General features: G+C 39.1%; 21 protein-coding genes. 12 read left to right on the forward strand and 9 right to left on the reverse strand.

Features of this window, described 5'->3' with window-relative positions:
• Nucleotides 1-62: 62 nt before the first annotated feature.
• Both H6G57_RS26450 and H6G57_RS26455 read right to left on the reverse strand, forming a co-directional pair.
• Nucleotides 63-5135: a tetratricopeptide repeat protein gene (locus H6G57_RS26450; protein ID WP_190524335.1), complete on the reverse strand. Its 5073-nt coding sequence runs from the start codon at nt 5133-5135 to the stop codon at nt 63-65.
• The gene (locus H6G57_RS26455; RefSeq protein WP_190524339.1) at nt 5132-6655 is read right to left on the reverse strand and encodes an ATP-binding protein; all 1524 of its coding nucleotides are present in this window, start codon (nt 6653-6655) and stop codon (nt 5132-5134) included. Before H6G57_RS26455 ends, H6G57_RS26450 begins: the two co-directional genes overlap by 4 nt.
• 169 nt (nt 6656-6824) lie before the next feature.
• On the opposite strand from H6G57_RS26455, the gene H6G57_RS26460 reads away from it, so the two are divergent.
• From H6G57_RS26460 to H6G57_RS26480, 5 genes are all read left to right on the forward strand, one after another.
• Nucleotides 6825-7064 carry a hypothetical protein gene (locus tag H6G57_RS26460; protein ID WP_190524342.1) on the forward strand — a complete coding sequence of 80 codons (240 nt, stop codon included), beginning with the start codon at nt 6825-6827 and terminating at the stop codon, nt 7062-7064.
• 78 nt (nt 7065-7142) lie between these two features.
• Nucleotides 7143-7307 carry a hypothetical protein gene (locus tag H6G57_RS26465; protein WP_190524344.1) on the forward strand — a complete coding sequence of 55 codons (165 nt, stop codon included), beginning with the start codon at nt 7143-7145 and terminating at the stop codon, nt 7305-7307.
• A 104-nt stretch (nt 7308-7411) separates the two neighbouring features.
• On the forward strand, nt 7412-7840 hold the full coding sequence (locus tag H6G57_RS26470) for a hypothetical protein (protein WP_190524347.1): 429 nt from the start codon (nt 7412-7414) through the stop codon (nt 7838-7840).
• On the forward strand, nt 7840-8667 hold the full coding sequence (locus H6G57_RS26475; RefSeq protein ID WP_190524350.1) for a ThiF family adenylyltransferase: 828 nt from the start codon (nt 7840-7842) through the stop codon (nt 8665-8667). Before H6G57_RS26470 ends, H6G57_RS26475 begins: the two co-directional genes overlap by 1 nt.
• Nucleotides 8668-8757: 90 nt before the next feature.
• Nucleotides 8758-9702: a hypothetical protein gene (locus tag H6G57_RS26480; RefSeq protein WP_190524353.1), complete on the forward strand. Its 945-nt coding sequence runs from the start codon at nt 8758-8760 to the stop codon at nt 9700-9702.
• A 142-nt stretch (nt 9703-9844) separates the two neighbouring features.
• Here the strand turns inward: H6G57_RS26480 and H6G57_RS26485 are convergent, their stop codons facing one another.
• The gene (locus H6G57_RS26485; RefSeq protein ID WP_190524356.1) at nt 9845-10819 is read right to left on the reverse strand and encodes a tyrosine-type recombinase/integrase; all 975 of its coding nucleotides are present in this window, start codon (nt 10817-10819) and stop codon (nt 9845-9847) included.
• Nucleotides 10820-11253: 434 nt separating this feature from the next.
• Between H6G57_RS26485 and H6G57_RS26490 the strand changes: the two genes are divergently transcribed.
• Nucleotides 11254-12240, forward strand: a complete 987-nt coding sequence (locus H6G57_RS26490; protein WP_190524359.1) for an aldo/keto reductase — start codon at nt 11254-11256, stop codon at nt 12238-12240.
• 171 nt (nt 12241-12411) lie between these two features.
• Here H6G57_RS26490 and H6G57_RS26495 read toward each other — a convergent pair whose 3' ends face one another.
• The gene (locus H6G57_RS26495) at nt 12412-13518 is read right to left on the reverse strand and encodes a ParB N-terminal domain-containing protein (protein ID WP_190524362.1); all 1107 of its coding nucleotides are present in this window, start codon (nt 13516-13518) and stop codon (nt 12412-12414) included.
• A gap of 218 nt (nt 13519-13736) precedes the next feature.
• Here H6G57_RS26495 and H6G57_RS26500 point away from each other — a divergent pair, with 218 nt between their 5' ends.
• The 3 genes from H6G57_RS26500 (at nt 13737) to H6G57_RS26510 (ending at nt 16317) form a co-directional block, all read left to right on the forward strand.
• Nucleotides 13737-14795 carry an AAA family ATPase gene (locus tag H6G57_RS26500; protein WP_190524365.1) on the forward strand — a complete coding sequence of 353 codons (1059 nt, stop codon included), beginning with the start codon at nt 13737-13739 and terminating at the stop codon, nt 14793-14795.
• Nucleotides 14796-14797: 2 nt separating this feature from the next.
• Nucleotides 14798-15691, forward strand: a complete 894-nt coding sequence (locus H6G57_RS26505) for a DUF4435 domain-containing protein (RefSeq protein ID WP_190524368.1) — start codon at nt 14798-14800, stop codon at nt 15689-15691.
• Between the two features lie 323 nt (nt 15692-16014).
• The gene (locus tag H6G57_RS26510) at nt 16015-16317 is read left to right on the forward strand and encodes an HNH endonuclease (RefSeq protein ID WP_190524370.1); all 303 of its coding nucleotides are present in this window, start codon (nt 16015-16017) and stop codon (nt 16315-16317) included.
• A 33-nt stretch (nt 16318-16350) separates the two neighbouring features.
• Here the strand turns inward: H6G57_RS26510 and H6G57_RS26515 are convergent, their stop codons facing one another.
• The 5 genes from H6G57_RS26515 to H6G57_RS26535 form a co-directional block, all read right to left on the reverse strand.
• Nucleotides 16351-17211 (reverse strand): hypothetical protein, encoded by an 861-nt coding sequence (locus tag H6G57_RS26515; protein WP_190524373.1) that lies wholly within the window; start codon nt 17209-17211, stop codon nt 16351-16353.
• A 68-nt stretch (nt 17212-17279) separates the two neighbouring features.
• Nucleotides 17280-17666: a hypothetical protein gene (locus tag H6G57_RS26520; RefSeq protein ID WP_190524376.1), complete on the reverse strand. Its 387-nt coding sequence runs from the start codon at nt 17664-17666 to the stop codon at nt 17280-17282.
• Between the two features lie 266 nt (nt 17667-17932).
• Nucleotides 17933-19690, reverse strand: coding sequence for a DNA polymerase (locus tag H6G57_RS26525; RefSeq protein WP_190524379.1), 1758 nt, complete (start codon nt 19688-19690; stop codon nt 17933-17935).
• Between the two features lie 32 nt (nt 19691-19722).
• Nucleotides 19723-20316 carry a methyltransferase gene (locus tag H6G57_RS26530; RefSeq protein ID WP_190524382.1) on the reverse strand — a complete coding sequence of 198 codons (594 nt, stop codon included), beginning with the start codon at nt 20314-20316 and terminating at the stop codon, nt 19723-19725.
• On the reverse strand, nt 20316-20456 hold the full coding sequence (locus tag H6G57_RS26535; RefSeq protein ID WP_190524385.1) for a hypothetical protein: 141 nt from the start codon (nt 20454-20456) through the stop codon (nt 20316-20318). Before H6G57_RS26535 ends, H6G57_RS26530 begins: the two co-directional genes overlap by 1 nt.
• Before the next feature lie 138 nt (nt 20457-20594).
• Between H6G57_RS26535 and H6G57_RS26540 the strand changes: the two genes are divergently transcribed.
• The 3 genes from H6G57_RS26540 (at nt 20595) to H6G57_RS26550 (ending at nt 25019) form a co-directional block, all read left to right on the forward strand.
• Nucleotides 20595-20861: a hypothetical protein gene (locus H6G57_RS26540; protein WP_190524388.1), complete on the forward strand. Its 267-nt coding sequence runs from the start codon at nt 20595-20597 to the stop codon at nt 20859-20861.
• A 52-nt stretch (nt 20862-20913) separates the two neighbouring features.
• Nucleotides 20914-22809 carry a M23 family peptidase gene (locus H6G57_RS26545; protein WP_190524390.1) on the forward strand — a complete coding sequence of 632 codons (1896 nt, stop codon included), beginning with the start codon at nt 20914-20916 and terminating at the stop codon, nt 22807-22809.
• Between the two features lie 308 nt (nt 22810-23117).
• Nucleotides 23118-25019: a type IV secretory system conjugative DNA transfer family protein gene (locus H6G57_RS26550; RefSeq protein ID WP_190524393.1), complete on the forward strand. Its 1902-nt coding sequence runs from the start codon at nt 23118-23120 to the stop codon at nt 25017-25019.
• Nucleotides 25020-25258: the final 239 nt, after the last annotated feature.

Below are 25258 nucleotides of genomic sequence, written 5' to 3' on the forward strand. Positions count from 1 at the left end.
GAAAAATTATCCCCTGAGCAAAACTCCCGACCATTCAGTTAGAATTACTCAGTTTTTTCGCCTCATTCGGCAAAAATTGGGGAGTCAAATTGAGTCCCCAATTTGGGAAAATGAAACAGCCCTGCTTCGTAAAGGGCTAAATTCAACAGAGTAAATCCTCTATCCTTCCAGCAATCTGCATCGTCAGATTTGATTTTAATTGCTTTGTCAAAGCTAACCAGTGCTTCCTCATAACGTTTTAATTGACGTAAAGCATTTCCTTTACTGTACCAACCCCAATAAAAATCTTCTTTTAGATCAATTACTTTTTGCTCACAGTTGGTATTGGCTGTTAATTCATTAAGTAAAAAAAGATGGCTTTCAGACAACTGAAATGCTTCTAAGTATTTTTCTTCATTAAAATATTGTTCTGAGATATTTTTGATTTGCTCACGAACTACTATTAACTCACTGTATAGTTCTGCTTCCCAACAAAGTCGATAAGCTTTTTGTAAAGCTTGATTTGTCTCTGATTCATTTGCTAGTTTCTTAGCTTTTTTAACCTCTGCATAAATTTCTTGTAGTAGCCATTGTTTTTTGAGTTTCTGGCAATCCTCTTGTATTGAGATAATATTTAATTGGGTAGCTATTGATAAAGCCTGAGCACAAAACTGTTCAGCCAGGTCACGAAAGCCTAATTTATAAGAAAGGTCTGCTAAACTCTTAAGAGCATTAGCTTCATTTATAGGTTCAGAAAGCTTTCTAAAAATTTCTACAGCTTCCTGTAAATGCTCTAAAGCTTTTAATGAATACTCCCGTTTTTTAGCATAATATGTTGGTTGTAACAACGTATCAGCTAAATTATAAAGAATTTTTCCGATCCATAATTCATCATTAATCTCTCGTGCGATCGCTAAACTTCGTTCATGACATTTAACCACTTGATAATAAGCCTTCTCCGCACTGTGAGCATGAGCACTTTGCTGATAAGACTCGATTGCCTCTTGGTAATAGCCTAAATCTTGTAATATAAGCCCTCGGTTACTCCAGTAATCAGGGTTATCAGGATTCAGTGCAATAGCTTTGTCATAATTTGTAATCGCCTCTTCGTAGTATTGGATAGCTTGTTCCTGTTCAGCTAGATTTTTATAAGTATTACCAAGCCAATTCAAAGTTTCACATTGAGCGTTACAGTCATTGAGAGTTTCAGCTAAGGTCAGTCGCTTTTTCAACCACTCTATGGCTGTTTGCAGTTGACCCATTTCACGAAAATCACATCCTAGCCAAGCAACAGCTAAACTTTCCATAGCAGTATCGCTAACATCTTGAGAAATTGCTAACATTTTTCTATGAATTGTAATTGCTTGTTGATATCTATGGTTATCTAAGTAAATCTCACCTATGGTTGGCAAAATTTTATTTATAGTTTGTATAGCAGAATCTTTTGCTTGTTTGTCGTTTGTCGTTTTAAAAATCTCTTGTAATAGTTCGAGATAATAAGTTACTTTTTGGAATTGTTCTAAAATAGTGTAGACATATACCAAGAATAACAAAGCATTAGTCTGACCTCTTAAATTAGCAAGTTCTGATTGAATTGTAAGAAACTCTTCATAATATTGAATCGATAAATCATAGTCTTTTATATCCAGGTAAGCATTGCCCAAATTGCTTGTAAAATCAGCTATTAATGTACGATTATTAATTCTTTTAGCAATAGCAAGACTTTGGCAATGGTAATCTATGGCTTTGGTATAGTCTTTCAGGGAACTATAAGCTTTTCCTAAATTTGCTAGAGTTATTGCTTCATTTACATAGTCTTCATCACTTTGAACAAGTAACAAATACTGTTGATAATAATCAATCGCTTCAATGAAATTATTTAAAGAATAGTAAAAATTGCCCAGACTATCTAAAGCCATCCCTTCCAAGCGAGAATCAGGTATTTCTTTGGCTAATTTCAGGCTTTCTTGATAGTAAAAATCGGATTTTTTAAAGTCTTTGAAAGCATAGTAGGCATTACCTAAATATCCTAAAAATGTAAATTCTTGATGGTGATCTTTAAATTCTTTCGCTATTATTATTCCTTGTTCGTAATATTCAAAAGATTTATTAGGTTCGCCAAGATTTATAGTGTAAATGCTGCCTATATTAGTTAAACATGAATACAGCGAGGGGAAGTCTTTAATTTCTTTGGCGATAACTAAAGTTTCTTGATAATAATCAATTGCTTTAGTAAAGTCAGCTAAACCATAGTAAGAAGTTGCTAAATTACTTTTTGTCCTACATTCTAACCAACATTTATTTAATTGTGTTGTATTTAATTCTGGTACAATGTTAAGAACTGGCTGCAAGTATTCAAACCCTTTATTATAATCACCCAAAGCATTATAGGTAGCTCCTAAACATACACAAAGCCACGCCTGATCTAAAAGCGATTTAATGGTAATTGCAATTGTTAAACCTTTCTGATAGAAGTCTTTTGCCTCAGCATATTTACCTAAACTAAAGTAGATTTCACCTAGTTCTCTAACACCTTCTATAAGATTTGCACAGTCTCCTATTCCTTCTAGGATTACTAAACTTTCCTCTAAGTATTCAATAGCTTTTTCCTGTTCTCTTAGTCTAAAATAAGCCCTTCCTAATTTCATTAAAGCGACACCTTGAACTACACGGTATTGCATTTTGTTGCCCATGTCCAAAGCTTGCTGCAAATAGTTAATTGCATTGTTATAGTCTCCTAGTTCAAGATAAGCCAAGCCCACATGACATAATTCTCCTACTTCTCCTATTGAATCTTCTAATTGTTGAAAAATATCTAGGCTCTGCTGATAGTAATTAATTCCTTGATTGTAGTTACCAAAATCCGTCTCAATTATACCTAGAAAGGATAGAGCGTATGCCTCCCAGTGAGAATCCTTGATTTCTCGCGCTACTGCTAAACTTTGGTGCTGGTACTCTAGAGCCTTGTCATAAACTCTTTGCTTTATATAAATAGTTCCCAGATTAGCTAGAAGTCGTGCCTCTTGATGGCGGTCTTGGTTTGCAGGTGTTTGTACAATTACTAAACTCTTCTCGAAGTAATCCTTTGCTTGGTCGTAATTACCTAAATAAAAGTGCGAATTGCCTAAAAGCTTTAAAATAATGGCATTTTCTTTAGGATTTAGCCTGTCTACAATTCGGTTGTACAGTTCAAAGGATTCCTGATATAAAGCCCAAGTCGTTAGCTGTTCATATAACTCTTCTTTGGTTGGAGAATTAATTTTAATAAAAAGAATTTTATAAGCAGCTTCCCACTCTTCCAATTCACAAAGATGTTGAAAAGCTTGTAAATAACCCTTCACTTGGTCTAAATTACTAGCATTTGGCTTCGGTTTGTATTTAGTCAGCCAAGTTTTAACAGCAATCCATTGAGCTAGTTCCCAATGATTGATTTCAGTAGAAGTTTTCACGGCTAACTTATTCTCTACCTTAGCAATCACTAATTCGCCAGGAGCAGTCAGGTCAACTCCTTCGAGTTGAAGTTCTATTTTTACGTCGAAATCTGGGAAATCAGTCATCTTGTTAAACCTCGTTTGGTCTGAATTATTGTCTAAAGATAGAGTAAAGTTAGTAGAGTTTTTTTGAACTAAAGCTAATTTTTCTAAATTTTTTAATGCCAGTTCTTCTGTTTTTATATCCCCAATAGTTCTAGCAATATTCAAAGACTTCTGGTAATACTCTGTTGCTTGTGAATAGTTCTCACACTCACAATAGGCATTACCTAAACAAATCAGATTGATAGCTTCTAGTTCTTGATCACCAACCTCTTTAGCAATTCCTAAACTTTGATTAAAATATGAAATTGCTTGGTGATAATCTTTGAGAGATAAGTAAACACTACCTAAATTTTGGAGTGCGTTACCTTCGCTAACACAAGTCCCTAATTTCTGTGCAATTGCCAAGCCTTCCTCCAGCAGATTAATAGCTTGGTGATAATCTTTTAATTCATTAAAAACAATACCTAAACTGAGAAGAGCAGTTATTTCTCCAAAACGATTACCAGTTAAACGGACTATATCTAAATTCTTTTGATGGTAATCAATAGCCTGTTGATAGTTTCCTAGAAAACGATAAGCATGACCCAGACCCCCCATTCCTCTACCTTTGAGATCGAGATCACCTATTTCTGCTGCAATCACTAAAACTTGATTAAAATATGAAATAGCTTGATGATAATCTCCCAAAGATGAATAGGTAGCACCAAAACTGAATAGCACATAACCTTCCAGAGAGCGATCGCCTATTTTCTGTACAATAGTCAAAGCTTGCTGAAAATAGGACAATCCTTCACGATGGTTTCCTCTTAAATAAAAGATGTTTCCTAGACGATTTAGCGTACAACTTTCCATGAAAGGGTCGTCTAATTCTCGTGCAATTCTCAAACATTGCTGTTGATATTCAATAGCTTTAGCATAGTTCCCCAAATTTTGGTAAACAAGCCCAAAAACCCCTAAACAACTTCCTTCAAGATAGCGATTATCTATCTCCTGTGCAATCTTAAAACTATCTTCTAAATATAAAATAGCTTCATTGTAATTTCCTAAGCTATTGTAAGTAGCTCCCAACCCTCTTAAGGCTTTTGCCTCATTAGCTCGGTTTCCCAATTCTCTAGCTAGATCCAGACTTTTTTGGTAATATTCAATAGCTTGATGGTATTTAGATAGGAGATAGTAACATCTTCCAAGACCTCGGAAAAAAAATACATCTAATTCAGGACTTAATTTTCCTAAAATTCTGTTATATAAATCAATCAATTCTTGAGGGTAGCCCCAAGTATCAAGTTGGTCGTATAATTCTTCTTTTGTAGGGGAATTGATTTTAATAAAAAGAATTTTATAAGCAGCTTCCCACTCTTCCAACTCACACAGATGTTGAAAAGCTTGTAAATAGCCTTTCACTTGGTCTAAATTACTAGCATTTGGCTTCGGTTTATATTTAGTCAGCCAATTTTTAATAGCAATCCATTGAGCTAGTTCCCAATGGTTGATTTCAGTAGAAGTTTTCACAGCTAACTTATTCTCTACCTTAGCAATCACTAATTCGCCAGGAGCCGTCAGGTCAACTTTTTCTAATTGAAATTCTGTTTTCAGTTTAAACTCAGGAAAATCGTTATTCATGTTTGCTCTTGTTTAGTAATAGTTCTCTTGAGACAGGCCAGTGCTACACTACGAATTAAAGGGTGCTGTTTTAGCAGAGTTTCATCTTCATTGATCTCTTCCTCTACGAGAAAGCGATCATATAAAATATTTAGAGCTACGTTTTGCTCTTCTTCAGTTTTTCCTAAATATTCCAAATGCGTAAGCCAAAATTCTCTTGAGACAGGTAGGTTATAGACGGCAGCGTGGCAAAGCAAGAAATAAGCATCTTGTGGCAACCTTTTGAATGTTTCATCTAGCTTGTACTCCAACATATTCCGCAAACGACGTGAACGTGAATAACTATGTAATTGGGGTAACTCAGTATTTAACTTAATGTCTTCTATATTGTACTCAGCCTTAATTTTTAACATCTTTTCACCGTATTTTTGCCAGTATTTAGCTGCATCCCCATTAAAAATCGGATCGTCTATAATTTCACCCGCAATCACCCTTAAGCCTAAAGGATGACCCTCAAATAGTTCTCCAATATTTTCTAATGCTGATTTGTTACCTGATTCATCATCAACATCTAATCCTAAAATATCAAAAAACTCCAGTTGTTCCTCTTTGGTAAATCCATTGAGTGAGCGGTAATGACAAAGTTCTGGGTTATTGAAGCAGATTTCGTCAAAATACCTGGGCAAATCTTGCGATGTGATAATTATCTTACTTTGGCAAGAATCTTCTAATAACCTGTTAAAAAAACTTTCCCACCACTTATCCTGAAATTCACTCCAGCCTTTTTCAGCATCTCCTTGAAGCAGGTTTTCAACAGAATTTAGGATGAGTATATAACACTTTTCTTGTAGTTTTCTGAGCAACCGATTCAGCAGCAGCAAAGGATCTCTACGGTCATCAGATGTAATAGATTCATTCCATCTCAAGAGTAAATCAGCTGCTACACTAGCAAAATCAGTTATGGTCTTGGAGTCAAATTCCAGGCTTACCGTAGTCGAGGTTTCCTGAGATTCCGTTGTTAGGATGTCACTGTCGGTGTTAGTGTCGGTTTTGGGCTTGGCTTTAGTCCAACAAGTTTCATCCAATCCTATTGTTAAACGTGCAGCTAAATGAGATTTGCCAATACCTGTAATGCCCGTGAGTATTAATACTCGACAGTCTCCCCGAAGCTTAGTTCCTAACTCATCAATCAGTTCCTTACGACCCACCCAGGAATTATTACTGGAACTGGACACTCCTCTCTGTTGAATCTTAGACCCTATCTGCTCAGGCTCCGCCACATCTTCCCAGTTCAACCCCAAAGCTTTACAGCAAGCTATAAAGATATACCTTTTAATCCCCTGCTTGCCCTCGTAAAATCGTATCCAAGTTGCCGTTGAAATGGTTTCTGATTCTGTTTTTCCGTTGCTCAATTGCCTTGAAGGTAAATATTTCTGGACTTCGTTAAGCCAATGAGGACTCTGTTTTGGATATCCCTTGGCTTGTATCGCTGCCTGGATTTTTAATTTTCCCTCCGAAGATGCTCTCAAAGTGTCTGCCATACATTTTTTACTGGTGATTGTCAAGTATCAGTTTAGATCATTTGTAGATCATTTTCAGCAATTTGGATAGCTTTATAACTGGAAGGAATTGATCCAATTTTCTTCTTTTCATGCGAGACAATCTAAATAAGCAAAAGATTTTCCTTAACACTTATAGGAGATCAAAAAAATGTCTTCAAAAGAATCTGTTGGCGAATATGTCGCTAAAAAAGCACTGGGAACAGCCGCCGCTATGGGTGTATTTTTCGTCATGGGAACTATTCTCAGTGGCGGTAATCCCTTAGTGGGTGGAGCCGCAGCAAAGGCGGCAGGTCTTGCTTGGGCATCAGGTAGCGGTCATGGAAGTGATGACGATCAAAGTGATGACGATGATCGTAATGCTCTCCAGAGTTTCCGCGACGAGTGGTAATTTTTTGCGGTAGAGCAGTTTTTAACTGCCTACCGCCCAACATCTTTAATAACATTGACGGTTCAAAGGAGTTTCGTTATGGCAACATCTGACCATGCTTTTGAAGAACAAGAAAATGAAGAATTTGTCGAAATCGGCCCTAGTGGTGAAGTGCGTCCTGTAAATCCCCAACAGGGGCCACGAGGTACAGCCTTACGCGACAGCAAGGGTGAGTATTCCGGCTTCAGAGGATACAACGATTAAGGGGATTAAAAATAGGGGAGAGAAATGTAATTTTATCTCCCCTGCTAATAACGGTTATTTCGCTACCTGTAAAAACTATATATTGGCGAAATTAGGAGGAGTAAATGACAACAGATATGGCAGCAAGCAGAGATTTGCTAGTTTTCGGTAATGATTTATCTAGACCGAGAATGGCCGTTGAAAGTGAAAAAATCAAGCGCCAATTCCCTCAGTTTGGTTTCTACGCAACAGGAGGAACAGTAACTTCTGTAGAAGGACAATTAAAAACAGCAGATGGTAATTCCTACTACACAAAAATAATCGTGCCTTCAGCGTACCCCTATGAAATCCCTACCATTTTCTTACCCTACACAACCTTTTTATCGGGTTGTCCCCACAGATACACAAATGGGAGTATATGCGTGATGAAGCCGGAACAATGGTCTTCGACGTATTCCCTAGCATTTATGGTGGCTAAGGCTGCGATTTGGGTTAACAAATATGACTGTTGGCGACGTAAAGGTTATTGGCCAGGAAAGGAACAGAATCACTAATGAAAAATAAACTTGATTTTGACCGCATCGAACAGTTGCTTAATCCTGAGCAATTCAAAAATATCAAGATAACTATTGCGGGTTTAGGCAGTGGTGGCGCACCTGTCTGCGATCACCTTGTAATGAATGGTATTTGTAATTGTGATCTTTACGAGCCTGACACATTGGATGATGTCAATCTCGTGAAGCATCCTCGACTAAGAAAGGATCTAGGTCGATTGAAAGTCGATATCCAAAAAGAGTGGATTGAAGATAGAAATCCGAATGCAAAAGTTCAAGCTTTTGCAGAGGATGTGATGACATCCCCTAACTTTATCCAGTCAGTAAGTAATTCGTCTCTGGTGTTGTCTTGTACGGACAAAAACAGTGTTAGAGAATTCATCAACGACCAGTGCGTGGCAGCTAAAGTTCCCTGTGTAACAGCTTCTGTCTTTCGTACTGGTATAGGAGGGGAAGTTTACGCTTATATCCCCGAAGAGACTGGTTGTTACAGATGTTTAGATCTCTACTCCAAACTCAATGACCTTAACCTGTCTGATGAAGCTTTAGGACTGACGGCACAGGAAGAGCAAAAAATTTACGGCCTTGGAGAACGGGAATTTCGCGCATCAGGCTTGTCAATTGATATCCAAATGATCGCGTTGATTCAAGTTCGGATGGCTCTCTCTATTCTGCTCAAAGATTCAGGCGGCACAATGCCTTTGTTAAAAAGTAACTGGATTATCTATGGCAATCGACCAGCTAAAGGGATCTTTCGGAGTCACTTTGAAACAAAACAGATGCTCTTGAGACCCCAAATACATTGTAACTGCACTGTTCATGACTAATGGCAGTTATAGCTTGTCATTCAGGGCATTGGCTCTGAGTGACATTTTAAACCCAACTCGACCTCAAAATTTATTGATAGGAAGGTTAATATGTGGTGGTTAAAAACAGGCAAACAAAACCCGGATTGTTTGAATTTAGAAGTATCAGTGAAAATTTCTGAACCTGTCCTCAAAAGAGCAAAAGATGCCATCTCACGGTCTGATCTTGAGGAAGGTGGAAAATTACTTGGTTCGATGAATCAAAAGGGCAACAAACTGGAAATAGAGATTATATCATATCTTGACTCAGGCCCCCGTGTAGATAACTCATCTGGTCACTTAATGCCAGATGGCGAATATCAAGAATCGGTATTTCGTGTCTTGGAGAAATTTACATCAGATCTTGATTTTCTTGGATCTTGGCATAGTCATCACTGCAATGGACTTAAAGAACTAAGTGATGGGGATATCAGGGGCTATCTGGAAACCGTCAATAGTCCTCAATATGATCTTAACTATTTCTTTGCCATGTTAGTGACAGATTTGCGGGGTGCTAAAATTGACAGACGTTATTATCTGTTCTGCCGAGGTCAAAACAACTATTATGAATTAGATCTCTCATCGGTAAAGATTGTTCGTGATTCATCACCTTTAGAGCCAATTTTACAGAGTTTTGAAGAAGTTTCTTTCGCTTATCGGCGACAAAAATTATCTTCTTATAATCCGGCTTCTCAGTTCGATTGTATCGACAATCTTCAAAAAATACGAATGGAAGATCAGCGATGGATATCGACACGATTTCCTTCAGCAAAGGCACTCCGTAGTAAAAAAGATGGTTCTATATTCTGGAGATGGCTAGTAAATCCAGCTAGTCTAATTTCAGGCGAGTTTACGGTTGAATACACGCATCCAACACAGTTAGATTTTCTGCCTGCACGATTAGAGATTACGCATAATGGTGAATTAATCCTTTTCAAAGAAATAGTTTTAAATCCTGATCGATTTCAGCAAATAGAGCAGTGTATAGATGAGGCAATTCAAAAAGTTATTAGTTAAGATTTTACATCCGAATTAATAAGTAAAGGAGGACATGGATGATGTAAAGATGTATAAAACTGTTACAAAAGTTATTATAGTGTTACTACTACTGTAACCCTATAATAATTCTACTCAACTCAAGCTCAAATCATTAAATTTCTCAAACCAAATCAGCCAACAAATCCGTGACTTCCCCCTGCTGATTTTTGCGATTATCGTCATAAATCATCAACGTATTCAAATCCGAATGGCGGCTCAATTTCTGCACCTTTCGCACATCTCCATTGGTTGCTTCCAATGCCGCTGTTATCCCCGAATGACGAATTCGGTGAGGCGATAACGGCTTATTAATCCCCGCTTCTCTTGCAATTTGACTAACAATTTTATAAACCCCCGTTCCCGTCAGCCGATGTCCATAACTGGCTCTATCCAAGGCAATAAACAACGGTTTAGACCGTTTTAATTCTCGTCTGGCCACCAACCAATCTTGAAGCGCTTCCACCGTCGGCTTTGATAACGTCACGGTTTCCTTCTGCGTTCCCTTCCCCTTCCCCAAAATCTTCAGTGTCTTCCCCTCCAAGTCCAAATCTTCAAGATTGGCTTGGCACACCTCTTCTCGTCGCAAGACATTATCCCACAATAACCGCAACAAAGCATAATCCCGCTTCCCCTTTAATGTCCGACGATTGGGAATTTGCAACATCCTCTTAAACACCACCGGGGGAATTCCTGTGGTATCCCGATAAGTCTTAACCTTCTCTCCCTTCAATTCCGCCAATGTCCAACCACATTGTCCAATCCGATAAGCGAATGCCACTAACGCTTTAATCGCGGCTAAACGTCGATTTATTGTTGCTTCTGATAACTTTTTAGATAACAATTGTTGCTTATAACCTAATACCAAACTTAAAGCTTGTTCTTTAGATAACTGTAAAAACTCAATCACTAACTGAGCAGTGGGTTCTTGATGAGCAACTGCCCAAAAGAAATCCTTCAAATCCCGATTATAAGCTTTCCGGGTATTCTCCGAACGCTTTGTAGCTAATAAATCCTCCATCACATTACGTTCAGCTAATGTCCCAGCAACAGAAGCCGGAACAATTTCAACAGCAGAATGAGAAGGGAGGGTGTTCATAGGGAGATCATGATAGTGGAGTGCGGAGTCCGATTAAGAGTAGAGAGTTAGAGAGGGTTTAAGAACAGAAAATAGTTCTTTAGTTATTTTACTAGAATAGGAGTTTACTCGAGAATAAATCTCTCCGAAACTCTCAAAATATCCGCTCACACTACTTGTTAAATTTCTCAAACTTAGAAAATTTCAGCCGTCAATATTAACGAGTTTAGATTTTTTATACTCTGTTCAGAGGAATAATAAATTCACTTTAACCTTCAAAACCAGAAACTTAGTTTAAGCCAAAAGATAGGGCATTTCATTAAGCTCTGCACTTATGCTAAAGGAAGTTTAGGAATCTGTAGAAATGATGACTTAATTCACTCTATTAAGAATTTCACTTCTGCATTCCGCTTAAAACTTAATCAGATTCACTGTACACAAGATAACTGACTTCAATGAAAACACGCAAACTCGGCAATCAAGGACTGGTGGTTTCAGAACTCGGCTTAGGCTGTATGGGGATGTCTGAGTTCTATAGTGGACGGGACGAACAAGAGTCAATTGCCACCTTGCACCGTGCGATTGAACTGGGGATTACATTTCTCGATACTGCCGATATGTACGGCCCCTTTACGAACGAAAAACTGGTGGGACGGGCAATTCAAAAGCGACGCGACGAGGTAATAGTAGCGACTAAATTTGGCAATGTGCGATCGTCTGATGGAGGTTGGCAAGGAATCAACGGGAGTCCAGAATATGTGCGACAAGCCTGTGATGCCTCGTTGCAACGCTTAGGAATAGATGTGATCGATCTCTATTACCAGCACCGAGTTGATCCGAACGTGCCGATTGAAGAAACAGTAGGTGCAATGGCAGAACTGGTACAACAAGGTAAAGTTCGTTACCTGGGGCTTTCGGAAGCGGCTCCTGCTACAATTCGGCGGGCTCATGCCGTTCATCCGATTACGGCATTGCAGACCGAGTATTCCCTCTGGAGTCGTGATCCTGAGGATGAAATTCTACCAACGTTGCGGGAATTGAATATTGGCTATGTGGCTTATAGTCCTTTGGGACGAGGCTTTCTGACGGGACAATTCCAAAGCCCAGAAGATTTACCTGAAGATGATTACCGTCGCCACTCACCCCGCTTTCAGGGAGACAATTTCTACAAAAATCTGCAATTAGTGGAGCAGGTTAAGGCGATCGCAACAGAGAAAAACATCACTCCAAGCCAACTGGCTTTAGCTTGGTTACTGGCACAGGGAGAGGATATTGTACCGATTCCTGGCACTAAGCGTCGCACGTATTTGGAGGAAAATGCAGCAGCAACCCAAATTGTTCTGACCTCTGAAGATCTACAACGGATTGAGGCAGTTGCTCCGAAGGGTGTAGCAGCAGGGGAGCGCTATCCTACCCAATTTATGAGTGCAGTAAACCGTTAACCAAAAGAACTGTCGTTCGTCCTCCGCACTCCGCACCTCGCACTCTTATTCGATGAAAAACTCGGCTTAAGAGAACGTGCATTATCTTAACCTAACTCTCCCTAATTATTCCTCCGCAAGCAACACAGCTTTCCTCTGTTGCTTAAGGCTGTTTTCACACTCTTTGAGAAATTAAGAACCCGAAAGCCGAGGTAACGTTAAAACTTTTTCCAAATATTCCAAATGCAGCAGTTGTCGAGGCGTAAATTCTACACGCTGTTGCAACACATCCAGCAACGCGATTTCCAGTTCATCTAAGTCCAAACTTCGGAGTTGTAATACCTTTGAAGCGACCTGTAATAATTCATCACTAGGCTGATCAATTTCTACTAAATCTCGGCTGTAAAATTGCAGCGTTTCACTCCCCAAGTTCAGCACAATCAACCCAGAAGTTCCTGTGCCTTCCACCCGTCCCCAATATCCATTCCAGCGCTGGTCAGAGGGAGCAAAGGTTAAGTTCGGGTCAATGTTGACAACGGCGAAATCTCCCGATACAAACAAGCGGGGGTCATCAAGACTGGCTTCTTCGGCGAGCAGCAGGGCAGCTTCTTTGGGAGTCCGAGCAGCACCTGTAGCAATTAAATCTAAGATTTGTTTTTGTTGTTTTCGAGGCAGTTTCAGTAAGGAATAAGCCGCTTGAATACTGACGGTGTTGAGAATTGAACGCCAAGCATCAGCCCATTCGTCGTTTCCAGCTTTTGTTTCTGTATCAATTTGAGTGACAACTTTGGCAGCTTTGGTATAAGTTACACCAGAGCCTAAACCCACCTTAGCGGCAACTAAATCACGGGTGGTTCCCTTGCGACCTTCTGAAAATATATCCATAAGGTCGTCGGGTTCATCAATCTTGATTCCGGCTTCCTGGCGTTGTTTGGCGCGCGCTGATTCGATTTCTTTCCAAGAGTTGGCTTCTCGAACTTTTTGTTCCCGGGTTTTGGGTCGGGCGAGATTTTCACTCAGGAGAGCTTCGAGTTCCGAGAGTCGGTTGGGAAAGGCTCGAATTTCAACGGGAATGGTGTTCCACTTTAATTGTAGGGCAGCTTGCCAGCGTCGATGACCACTAACAATAATGTGTTTGGGGGTGATGAGAATGGGGTTAATCCAATTAGACAATTGAATTTGTTCGACCAATTCCTCGATGTTCATCCGACCATAAATTTTCAGGTAGCGGGGATGGGGTTTGAGGGTTTTGGGGTCTAGGGTTGTGACAGTGGAGTGGGTATCGGGTAGAGCGGGCAAGCGGGGTAGTTCGTTGACAGTTTAATGATTTTGATATTAAGTATACTCGCCATTTTAAGCGATCGCTTCACTGAACGAAATGAATCAAACCGAATCTGGTGTTTCATAAGGTGCAAGAATTTGAGACCTACTGGAATCAGCAGTTTTCCAATTCGATTAAAATAATCATCAAGTAACTCTATACAAATAGTGTCTATCCTTTTCAATAAAGTTTCAACATGAAAGTTCAATCTGTCCAGTTAAAATATTTCAAAAAATTTCGGGAGCGGTCATTCGATTTCACCGATCCAGAAACTGGATTAGCACGAGATATTATAGTTATAATAGGGATGAATGGTGCTGGAAAAACAAGTCTTTTACAAGCAATTGCTGCTACTCTGGGAGTAGCCACTGGTCGATTACAGAAACTTCCCGATTTAGAATGGCCAGGATTTAACTATGAATTACTTGGGCATAATTGGGGAAGGTTTGAACCAGAAGTAACTCTAAAAGTACAATTTCCTAGCCCAGAAATCGAAGCAGTGCGAGAGTTTCACCATGAATTACAAAAGATAGGGCGGAATTTACCAGTTTCTCCTGCTAACGAAAATATTATATTTCTAAGATGGCAAGGTGAGCGAGTTCAAGCAAACACGGCGGCTGAATTGTTTCAATTCAAAGGGCGAGAATATGCAAAGCAATTACTTCGTTCAGAAGGCTTTCAGGTGTTTGAACGAGTTGGCACAGTTTTTTGGTACACAGAGCAAAGAACTTCAACTAGCCTAACTACTGAAAACCAGGATGGAAAAATTGAAATCACAGATGATATTTTACGCGATCGCCTATCAAAGTGGCGGATATTTCATCAAGATGTGAAAGATAAAAATCTGCAATTGCGTCCTGGGCAGAAAGACTTATATGCTGAAATTGAACGAGCTTATAAAGCCGTTTTTCCAGAACGTAGCTTTGAAGGTTCAATTCCACGAGAGGGTATCGATGATATTCTCAGCGAACCTTGGTTTTATCTCTACGATGGTAAAAATCAGTATGAAATTTCTGAGATGTCTGGGGGTGAGCGTGCTACCTTTCCCATCTTAATGGACTTTGCCAATTGGAATATTCATAATTCGGTTATTTTGATTGATGAAATTGAGTTACATTTACATCCACCAATGCAGCAAGCATTGTTAAGAGCTTTACCTAAATTAGGGAAAAATAATCAATTTATTATTACCACCCACTCCGATTATGTAGAGCAGTTAGTACCTGAAGCATCCATTGTCCGCATTGAGGTGTAATTGTGAGTGTTGTTAGCGGCGGAAAAATAATTTTTTGTGAAGGGAAGGCGACCAGCTTAGACTATCAGTTACTTAACAAAGTCGTTGATGGTATCTCGGGTGAAAAATGCACGATTATTCCTGCGGGTAGTAAATTTTCTTTTTCAAGTTTTGCTGAAGGCTATTTCTCTAGAAATCAAGCAGTAAATCAGAAATACATTGTTTTTCGCGATCGCGATTTTGATGTTCAACCAACTCCTAACTGTCAATTACTCCAACTCGGTAATAGATCTATTAATTTAACTTATCGCGCTTGTGTAGAAAACTATCTTTTAGATCCTAATTTAATTCACACCTATTGGGTAGAAAAGTACAAGGAGAAGCAGGAAAATCCTAAACTTTCTAAGTGGGGACATCGAGATTCACCAGGAATTGATCTCATTTCCGAATGGATTGAAAGTAGCGCCAAGAACCTGCAAGCTTACGAAGCTGTACGCTGGGCATTGGGTGACTTGGTTAACATGAGTGCAGCACGACAACAACTCAAAACGACATGGACAGGCAATAGTGGTATACTACCCGCTTCATTGGATTTACAAGATTGTCAAAATGAAGCTTTAGGGTTAATTAACGAATTTAGACAAGCTGTTGAAACAGCGACAACAGAAAAATTTGAAGAGAGCCTTGCCATGTATCAAAATCAGTTTGAACAAGAGAATTTCTGGACACAGAAACAGTATTTAATATGGTTTCATGGAAAAGATATTCAAAAGCGAATGGAAATGCAGAAGCAATTGCAGCAACAAAAACATCACTATATTTCTCTAGTTGATTTTTTTCGTTGGGGAACTAATAATTTTGACATTACGCAATATCCCGATATTATGGAATTACGATCAAGAATCGAACAGTTATAGTTTGACTTTTATTGCACCAAGATTAATTACAGCTAACAATCAAAAGAACCAAGAATCATGTTAGATTTACTAATTCAAAAAAAATTAATTTTTGATGGTTTAAGTTCTGCATCAATGCGGGAAGATATTGGTATAAAAAAAGAGTAAGATTGTGGCGATCGCATCTTCTCTCCCCCCCCAATGCTAGCAGATATTTTTCAGAGAGTGGAAACGCTTTCCCATAAATTAATAGAAAAATGGTTAAAATAATCGGTTCTTCTAAGCTAGTTATGATAATTTAATAATAGAGAAAGAGCAAATAAGGAAAATCACCCAATCTGTTCATGGCTTCAAATCGTTATCCGAAAAATTGGAAGGAACTGGCATTGGCAGTTAAAGAAGCAGCGAATTGGCAATGTCAAAAATGTGGTTTATTCTGTATTAAGCCGGGAGAACCGTTATCAGATGCTATGAAATCTCGACGCCGAGCTTATACACTGCAAGTTCATCACTGGAATCATAACCCGGCTGATAATCGTTTAGAAAATTTGGTTCCGTTATGTAGTAGTTGCCATTTAGCTTGTCATCGTCGCCGTCGAGGAAATATTTCCCCTGGGCAGTTATCCCTTAACTTAAAATTATCCTAATTTAGAATTTAACGCTGAAGTTTTGGCGCTTATTTATTCCAATCCAGCTTCAATCAAAGCTCGGTTTAAATCCTCAAATAACCCCAAAGATTCAGCCTGGTTATTGAGGTAAACTTTATCTAAAGAGTCTCCTTGTACTTTTAATATCCCCAATACATCTCGCCATTGCTTTTGGGACTGATTGAAATTTCGCCACTGCAACTTATTAAGGATTAAATCTTCAGGTGAGGTGAGAAAAACCGTTGCACCTGTAGGAATTTGATATTGTTGTCGTCGCTCCAACTTCAGACGCTCAAATTCTGAATCTGAGGCAATGATTAAATCAGCCCGGGAAATGGTTTCCATATGAGTAATTGGCAAGGTTTGCATTCGACCAGAAACCACATCATCTACACCGGAAACATAAAATCCCGCTTGTTCTAATTCTAAAATTAATGGACTTAAATATTGAGGAATAATTGAGATGACAATATCTAAATCTCGTGTAGTGCGGACTTCCCCGTAGGCAATAGCAGCAACTCCTCCTGTAATATCATAAGGAATATTGTGGCATTCAAAAATTGGGTGAAGAATTTCAGCCAGACTAATGGAATCTTGAACCCAAGTCATTTCATCTCCGGTGGGAATATAATGTTGTGGACAATCTTCACCTAACCAAGCTTGGGCGAGTTTTTGAGCAAATTCTGGTTCTTTTAAATCAAAAAAGCGTTGGCGGAAGCAGTTAATGGCAAAGCGACGAGCATTTTGGTTCATCGAGCTTCCCATCAACAGTCGCTGTTCAGGTGTTCGTTGTTTTAAAAGCCAGAATCCTAACAAATCGGCTTCGGGTGTTGTATCAGAAGATTGAGGTCGATAGCCCGGTTTGATTGTAAATTTAGGAAGAATTTGAGTCATAAGATTAAATCAGGAGCTAGGAGTTATCAGTTAGAATTACAATCAATACTTAACGGAGTAATGGGGAGTTATTCTCCAGCTAAAACTTCTTTATTTTCAATAATAAACCATTCATGATAGATGATAGCAACAAATAAATCGTCTTCTTTAAGTCGATCACAAATTGCTAAATATCCCGACATAAAATTATCATCATAATAGGTAGTATCTTTGAGAAAGAGCGTAACTGAATTTCCATCTGCACTCCAAATCGTTCTTAAAATGGTTAGATTGTCATGCTGAGATTGATCTATCGGGAGGAGAACTGAACGACCCTCAATTTCCATGATTTCAACAGTCTCCCAGCGCAAAACAGATTCCCAACTTTCAGGGCCTTCATGTTTTTCAATGATTCTATCCCACTGCAAAATTTTTATTTTTTCTAGGGTTTGTTGTGATAGCTCTGAAAATTTCATTCGTTCCAAATTTCCCTAATAATTTTTTAAGAGATTTGCAGGTTAATCTCCTGTCAATTGATTTCTATTATAGCTCAGTTCAAACAATATTTGATTTCTTGATCAACATTTATGAGTAGGGTACAATAGACTTTCAAAAGGCGGTGGCAGTGGTAACGAAACCGGAACCTGCGGAAAAATATGATTGAGGGACGATTTTTGGGGGTGGGAAACATAGTGGAAAATTTTCCACCATGTTCCTTTTCAAATTTAGACCTTTACTATTCTTAACCCCAACTCAAGGCAGTTTTCACGTCCACTTCAATCGGAACTTGCTGCAAATATTGTTGTCCTGCCTCAATCATTACGGTTTTAAGAAGGCGAGTTGTTTTTTCAAGAGTTTGTTGGGGACATTCTAAGAGAATTTCATCATGGACTACACCAATCAATTTAGCTTCTGTATCCGGTAAAACCTCAAACAAACGAGCGATCGCCACTTTCAATAAATCGGCTGAAGTTCCTTGAACCGGATGATTGAGCAACTCACACAGACGGGGTTTAGAAGCCCATCGTCTTCGACGTCCGCCAATGGTGCGAATCTCTCTTCGTCCTTGAGCATACACCGTTTTCCTCACTTGCTCATGCCAATTCTTAACCCCTTGATAAGCCGTAAAAAACCTTTTCCTAAACAGTTTAGCTTCCTCCAACGTCAACAAAACATCATATTTTTCCTCAGCATAAGCTTGCAATTTAGCTGCCCCCATGCCATAAATTAAGCCAAAATTCACAGATTTAGCAATTTGCCGATCTTCAGGCGTAATCTGTTCTAACAATTTCCCTGTAATTAAAGAAGCCGTTAAAGCGTGTAAATCCTCCCCTTTAGAATAAGCATTTAACATCCGGCGATCGCTCGATATTTCAGCCACAATTCTGAGTTCAATTTGGCTATAATCTGCTTTAATAATTTGATAGCCTGGTTCGCAAATAAAGCAGGTTCGCATTCCTTGAGCAGTACAATTTCTGGGAATATTTTGTAGATTCGGTTGTTGACAACTAAAGCGACCTGAACGCGCTCCGCACTGCCGATAACTGGGGTGAATTCTGCCTGTTTTGGGGTGAATATGTTTAGGCAAAGCTTCTACAAAGTTAGAACATAAAGAGGCTAACTTTCGATAGTTGAGGAGAAATTGCAGAATTGGATATTCACGAGCTTTAGGAATTAATTCATTTTTACGAGTTGATTGAACCGGAATATTAAGCGCACGAAGAGCTTGTAAAACTTGAGAAGTAGAACGAGGATTAAGCGTTTCTGTTAATTGGGGGAATAGAGACAATTGGGGGCTAGGGGGTGGCTTTAAACCTGCATTGATTAATTGAGTTAATACCCTTTGTTCTTGAGCTTTTAACTCAGAACCTACTTGCTGCCATGCTATTGCATCAAGTCGCATTCCATTTAGTTCCATTTGGGCAACGGCGGGCAACGCATCAAACTCGATTTGAGCCGTTTCTAATAATCCTGCTTTTTCAAGTTTAGAATGCAGTCGAGTTTTAAGTTTCAGTAAGACAGCCGCATCTAATGCTGCATATTCTAACTGAGCCGTTGAAAGTTTACCCGCAAAATTACTAAACTGTAAACTTTTATCAAGTTTAACCTTTAAAAATTCCCAAGCTAAAGATTGAAGATCATGATCTTTCTTGAGTCCTGAACGTAACACTTGACTAGCTAACATTACATCAAAAAAAGGCCCTGACGGACGGAGATTTGCCATTTCTAGCATTTGCCAGTCAAACTTAGCATTTTGGAAAATTTTCAGCGCACGGCTATTGAGGAGTTTTTTTAACAGTTGACATCCCCTCGTTCCCATAGCAGTTAAATCAATAATTAGAATCGGGTGTTGAGGAACAGCAATTTGAACCAAACAAATCCGATCTATGAATGGATCTAGTCCGGTTGTTTCAGTATCAATAGCCAGAACAGGAGCGTTCATTAAAGGAAATAAAGCCTTTTTAAGCTGATCAGAATTAGTAATAAAATTGTATTTCATAAGCAGGAGGTGGAGAAGAAAAGGGTAAAAAATTAGAATTCAGAAGGTTTATTAATTACAATGAGATACGTTTCAACTGTAACCGGACGAAGAGTACCCCAAAAAATTTCTAAAGGGAGTTTGATTACGTTGGCTTTCGTTTGTTTAAGAAATCCTCGGAAAGTTTGTGCTCGCTCATCGTTTTTGATATTCATTGAATTACTGACAACGCTAACCAACCGACCAGAAGATGCTAAAAATAGGTGATAAGCGCGTTGAATCATCGCTAAATCAATTCCCCGAACTTTATCAGTAGAAAAGGGAGGATTCATTAAAATCCGGTTGTATTGGCGTTGAGGTTGAGATGTTAAGAAATCACTCCCCACTAAATTAAATCCTTTTTGAAAAAGAATTTGGCGCAATAGAAGGTCAATTTCAATCACATCTACAATTGCACCCGCTTGAACCATTGCTTCAGCTAAAATCCCATCTCCTGCCGTCGGTTCTAAACCATATAATCCTGGGGTAATCTGTGATTCTTCCAGCATTATTTTAATCAGTTGAGGGGAAGACGGAAACCAAGAATAAGGCGGAGTTTCTTTAACTTTCTCATACAGAATAGTCTCCACTAAAGATGTATTTTCCATTATTCAATATTTTTCTGCCAATTTCGTAATAACTTAAATTTTGTTGTTTCTTTGCGACACTGATGAATCTGGCGAAATATCCGTTGTCGCCAGCGATTAACTTCTTTATCTACAACTAGAACAAGATGGTAATAATTCACAAGTCAACTCCTAATCGGGTTTTACATTGTGAATCCGCCGATAGGCGGGATTTTAATTACTCCTATTGGCTGAAAGATCTGCTCAATATGGGTCGTTAAAGTAAGTTATAAATTTCATTCACCCTATCGATTCCTGTTATGAACAACTCCAACAATACCGATCTCAATGAATTGGGTTATAGCAATTCAGGCTACGGCGGCTATAACAATAATCAGCAATCCAAGCCTTATGGTGTACCTGATCAGTTTGCAGATGGTTATCAAGAAAACGTTTTTGAGGGAGATTTGAACCCAGCAGATACCCCTTGGACAGAAACAGCATTCAATCCTAACCCTCAATTTAATAGCGGGAGCAAAAATTCCTTGGGGTATTCAAATTTTGAGGGAAATGACCTGGAATTGTAAAGCAAAACAATATCAAGAGTGACTAATCAACTCAAAATAATCCGATCTATCAATGAGCAGAAGATTATTATTAAAATCGGGGCTATTCTTGGCGACTTTCAGTTTAACGTTATTCCTTTCAACGGGTTTTAATCAATCCCAATTAACTGCAACCCAAATTAATATTGATGCAGCCGAACTACCGACTCGAATTTTAGAAATCCCCAGTGTTGATCAACAAGGAAATCCCACTTCCACTCATGCTCTTGTCCCTGATTGGACACAAATTTCTTTTTCCCAAATGCCCCCTATTAGTCAATCCGGTTCTAATCAAACCAAAGGGCAAGAAACTGAACTCAATCGAACCTGGACAACAGGACAAACACCCGATCAATTTCTAACATTAGGAGATATCAGCCTAGCATTAAAACCAGAACTTTTGTCAGTGGGTTTTATAGCACAGCAAACGGGACTAAATTTAGAGCAGGTTGCTTTGAGTGCTTTCCCCCTAATCGGTCAACAAACGTTAAACCAACTCATTGAAGCGATTCCCCTTTTAGCTGAATTCAAAGTTGAAGAAATTGCGCCAGTAGCAGACCTACTCACCACCCAAGCTGCTAATCTTAATTGGAGGAATCAAACGTTAACTCAAGTTCTCAGTAGCAACCCCCAACTTGGAGAATTGAAACTCGGACAAATTGATTTGTCTTCCTATTCAATGTCTTCTCTTCCTAACTTAGAAAGTACCCAACTCGGTGCGTTGTCAGGATGGCAAACCACTCCCATTCAAGATGTACCAGGACTGAACACTTTACCTCTGTCTGATTTCCCCAATTCTGTGACTGAATTCGGTGATTTAGTCATGCGAATTGATACTATTTATGGCCCCGCAGAAGGACGACGAACCAACACCATTTCGGGTTCTGATGTTCAAGGGTTTTCTGTCAATTGTCAGGGGAGTCAATGCGCTTATATCGAACTGGATGATTTAGAAAATATCGGTCGTAGTGCGCGGGGTTCTTTGGAAGGGAAACAATGGATTAGTGGGAAATACCAAGAAGTTGAGGGCGGTTGGGGTTGTCTTCAGGGAATCAATGGAGGTAAGGAACCCACAGGTAGATTACCGTTTGGTAGTGCTTTTAAAGTTGTTGTGATGGAACCCGACGAACAAACCGACACCGTATCAACTGCTTTATTCTTCCGCTTTTGTTCCCCCTGTGGCTGCTCTCCCTATTTTATTGGGCCTGTTCCCTTTTTCACCTATCGAGTCAATTCTCCCATTTTTGTTGGAGTGTTAGAACCCTCGCCAACTGGATTTTCCTCGATACCAACACAAGCAGATGTTTCAACAGAATCTTCTGTTATCTCCCAAAAGAATTCGTTTTCTCCACGTTCTCGTCAGACTCAATCAAAGTTAACTTATGGACAGGTGCAAGGCGTTAATATTGAAGTTTTGTCTGAAGCGATCGCGAGTTTAGAAAGCAGCAATTTAGACTTAGCCATTGGCCCTTATGTTTGTGCAGATAACAATCGCAATTGTGGTATAGCTTTAGGCAAATATCAATTCATGAGTTACAACGAATATGCAAGCAGTGTGATTGCTTCAAAACCTGGAGGAGAAACATTTTTAGCTCAACTTGCTAAGGGATATCAACCGACAAAAACAGAACTATTTCAATATTTTCCTCCTGCGGATCAAGAGGCGGTATTTGTCCAAAGTCTCATTGATAAACTTAACGCCACCGTTGCAGAAATTGACCCAACAACAGGGCAATTGTTTGAGGGTGAACGCTTAATTGAACGAGTCGCTCAAAAACACTTTGGCGGTGATTCTTCTCAGGTTGATGGTCAAGCCACAGATGCTTTTGGTCGGTTGACTTTAAAAAGTTATGGTCTTAATGTCTTAGGACGTTATCGAGTTAGTGGTGGAACCGTTATTAGCACCAATACAAGCTTGAATAGCCAGTGATTAATTCGTTAAAGAGGCTAAGTAAATGTTACTGAAAAACAGGCAAAAACCCAAAATTTTCGTCTTAACCATTTAAAAACAGAGATAAATTTTCCGCCCTTACAAGGCGGTAGCCTCCCTTTAACAGTTATCAGTTATCAGTTATCAGTCATCAGTCATCAGTTATCAGTTAGGAGTTAAGAGTTATCAAGCAATTATTTTAATTCATTCTTGAGGTGTAATTCTAATTTTAATTTAATCTGTCTTGGGTTTGAATAGTGAATTGAGCTTAATTCTGTAGATTAAAGATAATTTATTGGAGTTGCACTATGAATAATTTTAATCCGATTCTGGCTCAGACTTCTCAAAAAACAGAACAACCACTTCCTTTGTTTTCACTAGATTTTAAAGGATTATTTCAAGAGTATAATAACCCAGAAGGATATGTAACCATAGGGATGTTTATTGTTCTACTGGTAGCCTCTCGATTTATAGGCGGAAATCGGGGAAAAATTACCACCGGAAAACAATGTGGAACCCTGGAAAAAGTGGGTGCAACTCGGTTAGCACTTCAACAAATTAAAGAAAATAAACCCAATAAAGTAACGTTGTGGTGTGGGAGTCCTCGCTATTGGTGGCGGGGATTAAAATTAAGAGGTTTTGTAGCAACTCTTCAAACGGCTTTAGGTGCTAGTCCAACAGTTTGGTTACCCCATGCAGAACGCTCAATTTTAGTGATTGGAGCGCCAGGATCTGGTAAAACATTTTCAACGATTGATCGAGCAATTGAAAGTGCAATGGTACAAGGATTTCCGATTCTTCTTTATGATAAAAAAGGAGATCAACTTAAACTTCATGCTCCTTTAGCCGCGCGTTACGGTTATAAAGTTTGGGTGTTTGCACCTGGGGAAGCTTATTCAGGTGTAATTAATCCCCTCGATTTTATGAAATCTCCTCAAGATTCTGTAATGGCGGGAGAAATTGGTCAAGTTATTAATCGCAATGCGAGTTCTAATCAAGGAAAAAGTGATGAGTTTTTCTCAAAAGCTGGAGATTTATTAGCGAAAGCTTTACTGCAATTAGTCAAAGGTTCAAAGTATCCTGATATGGCAATGCTGTATGCAATTTTGAGGTTGCCGAATTTAGTGAAACGGCTTGATTATGCGATTCAATCTCGGCAAATTGATGAGTGGGTAGCCACGAGTTTTAATCAATTTTTGAGTGCGAAAGATGCTGAAAAAACTATCTCAGGAATTCTAACAACAGCAGCCGGAACGTTTAGTAATTTTATTCAAGCTGATTTACTGCGAGCTTTTTTGGGAAAATCGGATATTCCGACTCGGCTTGAAGGTCGTCAAATGATTATTTTTAAACTTGATGATGAGCGACGCTCGGTTGTTGGGCCTTTGTTGGCGGCGGCGATTCACTTGTTGGTGGTTTCTAATTTAAGTCGTCCCCGAAAAGATCCGTTGATTATTTCATTGGATGAATTTCCATCAATTCGATTAGAACGAATGCCACAATGGATTAATGAATATCGTTCTAATGGAGCTTGTTTTCTGTTAGGAATTCAAAGTTTGGAACAACTTTATGAAGGATATGGGGAGAAAATGGGAGCAGCGATCACCTCTGCTTGCAGTACCCACATTCTATTTAACCCTGGAAATACGGACACAGCAAAAAAATATTCAGAGCGTTATGGTGATCAAGAAATTTTAATCAAAAGTAAGTCTACCAGTCGGTCTTTTGGCGGTCAATCTGCCAGTAATCGCTCGATTAGTTGGAATGAATCTCTACAAAAAATGCCTTTATTTTCCATTGATGAAATTTTGCGATTTCCCCAAGGACGATGTGTGATTACCAATCCCGGTTACAGTTCCGGTGGCGAAGGGTCGATTCCTTACGCACTAACTATTCCTATTCCTAAAGCGGATTTGAAGCGCAAAGATGAAAGTGAGGCGTTGTGGGATGAACAAGTTAGACCTCGTTTGGAAAGTCGAGTTAAACTGACTGATCTTGAGGGACTTACCGCCGCATTATACGAGCGCATTGAGGAGGCTGAACGGATGTTACCGTTACCTGATCCTGGGGGAAATGTTCCCCTGCAATCGCCAGACATATTGGAGGTAAACCGCAATTACGGCTCAGATCCTTTAGATGCGATCGCTCATCAGACAGGACGTTCTAAACGGGTTTTTTCCACTGGAGGGATTGGGAAACGAGAAGAGTGACTTCACCAATGGAAAATTTTCCATTGAGGTTGGGGATTAGTTAAGAGCAAGTTGACTAAGTTGTTTGAGAATCTGAAGAACCTGGTGCAAATCATTACCCGGATTGCGAAGTTCAAAAACTTTAGAATTTGCGTATTTCCAGTTGTCCTCTTTAACTAATTTAATAAACGTAAAACTTCCCCCAGTTGAAAATAAGCCATAGCAAGTTTTTTTTGCTATGTCTTATTTATTTTGTTGCC

The sequence above is a fragment of the Planktothrix sp. FACHB-1365 genome, from assembly GCF_014697575.1.
Taxonomy (GTDB): Bacteria; Cyanobacteriota; Cyanobacteriia; order Cyanobacteriales; family Microcoleaceae; genus Planktothrix.

Coding starts and splice junctions, on each gene's coding strand:
- H6G57_RS26450 (WP_190524335.1), bottom strand. CDS start 5,135: ATGAATAACGATTTTCCTGAGTTTAAACTGAAAACAGAATTTCAATTA.
- H6G57_RS26455 (WP_190524339.1), bottom strand. CDS start 6,655: ATGGCAGACACTTTGAGAGCATCTTCGGAGGGAAAATTAAAAATCCAG.
- H6G57_RS26460 (WP_190524342.1), top strand. CDS start 6,825: ATGTCTTCAAAAGAATCTGTTGGCGAATATGTCGCTAAAAAAGCACTG.
- H6G57_RS26465 (WP_190524344.1), top strand. CDS start 7,143: ATGGCAACATCTGACCATGCTTTTGAAGAACAAGAAAATGAAGAATTT.
- H6G57_RS26470 (WP_190524347.1), top strand. CDS start 7,412: ATGACAACAGATATGGCAGCAAGCAGAGATTTGCTAGTTTTCGGTAAT.
- H6G57_RS26475 (WP_190524350.1), top strand. CDS start 7,840: ATGAAAAATAAACTTGATTTTGACCGCATCGAACAGTTGCTTAATCCT.
- H6G57_RS26480 (WP_190524353.1), top strand. CDS start 8,758: ATGTGGTGGTTAAAAACAGGCAAACAAAACCCGGATTGTTTGAATTTA.
- H6G57_RS26485 (WP_190524356.1), bottom strand. CDS start 10,819: ATGAACACCCTCCCTTCTCATTCTGCTGTTGAAATTGTTCCGGCTTCT.
- H6G57_RS26490 (WP_190524359.1), top strand. CDS start 11,254: ATGAAAACACGCAAACTCGGCAATCAAGGACTGGTGGTTTCAGAACTC.
- H6G57_RS26500 (WP_190524365.1), top strand. CDS start 13,737: ATGAAAGTTCAATCTGTCCAGTTAAAATATTTCAAAAAATTTCGGGAG.
- H6G57_RS26510 (WP_190524370.1), top strand. CDS start 16,015: ATGGCTTCAAATCGTTATCCGAAAAATTGGAAGGAACTGGCATTGGCA.
- H6G57_RS26515 (WP_190524373.1), bottom strand. CDS start 17,211: ATGACTCAAATTCTTCCTAAATTTACAATCAAACCGGGCTATCGACCT.
- H6G57_RS26520 (WP_190524376.1), bottom strand. CDS start 17,666: ATGAAATTTTCAGAGCTATCACAACAAACCCTAGAAAAAATAAAAATT.
- H6G57_RS26525 (WP_190524379.1), bottom strand. CDS start 19,690: ATGAAATACAATTTTATTACTAATTCTGATCAGCTTAAAAAGGCTTTA.
- H6G57_RS26530 (WP_190524382.1), bottom strand. CDS start 20,316: ATGGAAAATACATCTTTAGTGGAGACTATTCTGTATGAGAAAGTTAAA.
- H6G57_RS26540 (WP_190524388.1), top strand. CDS start 20,595: ATGAACAACTCCAACAATACCGATCTCAATGAATTGGGTTATAGCAAT.
- H6G57_RS26545 (WP_190524390.1), top strand. CDS start 20,914: ATGAGCAGAAGATTATTATTAAAATCGGGGCTATTCTTGGCGACTTTC.
- H6G57_RS26550 (WP_190524393.1), top strand. CDS start 23,118: ATGAATAATTTTAATCCGATTCTGGCTCAGACTTCTCAAAAAACAGAA.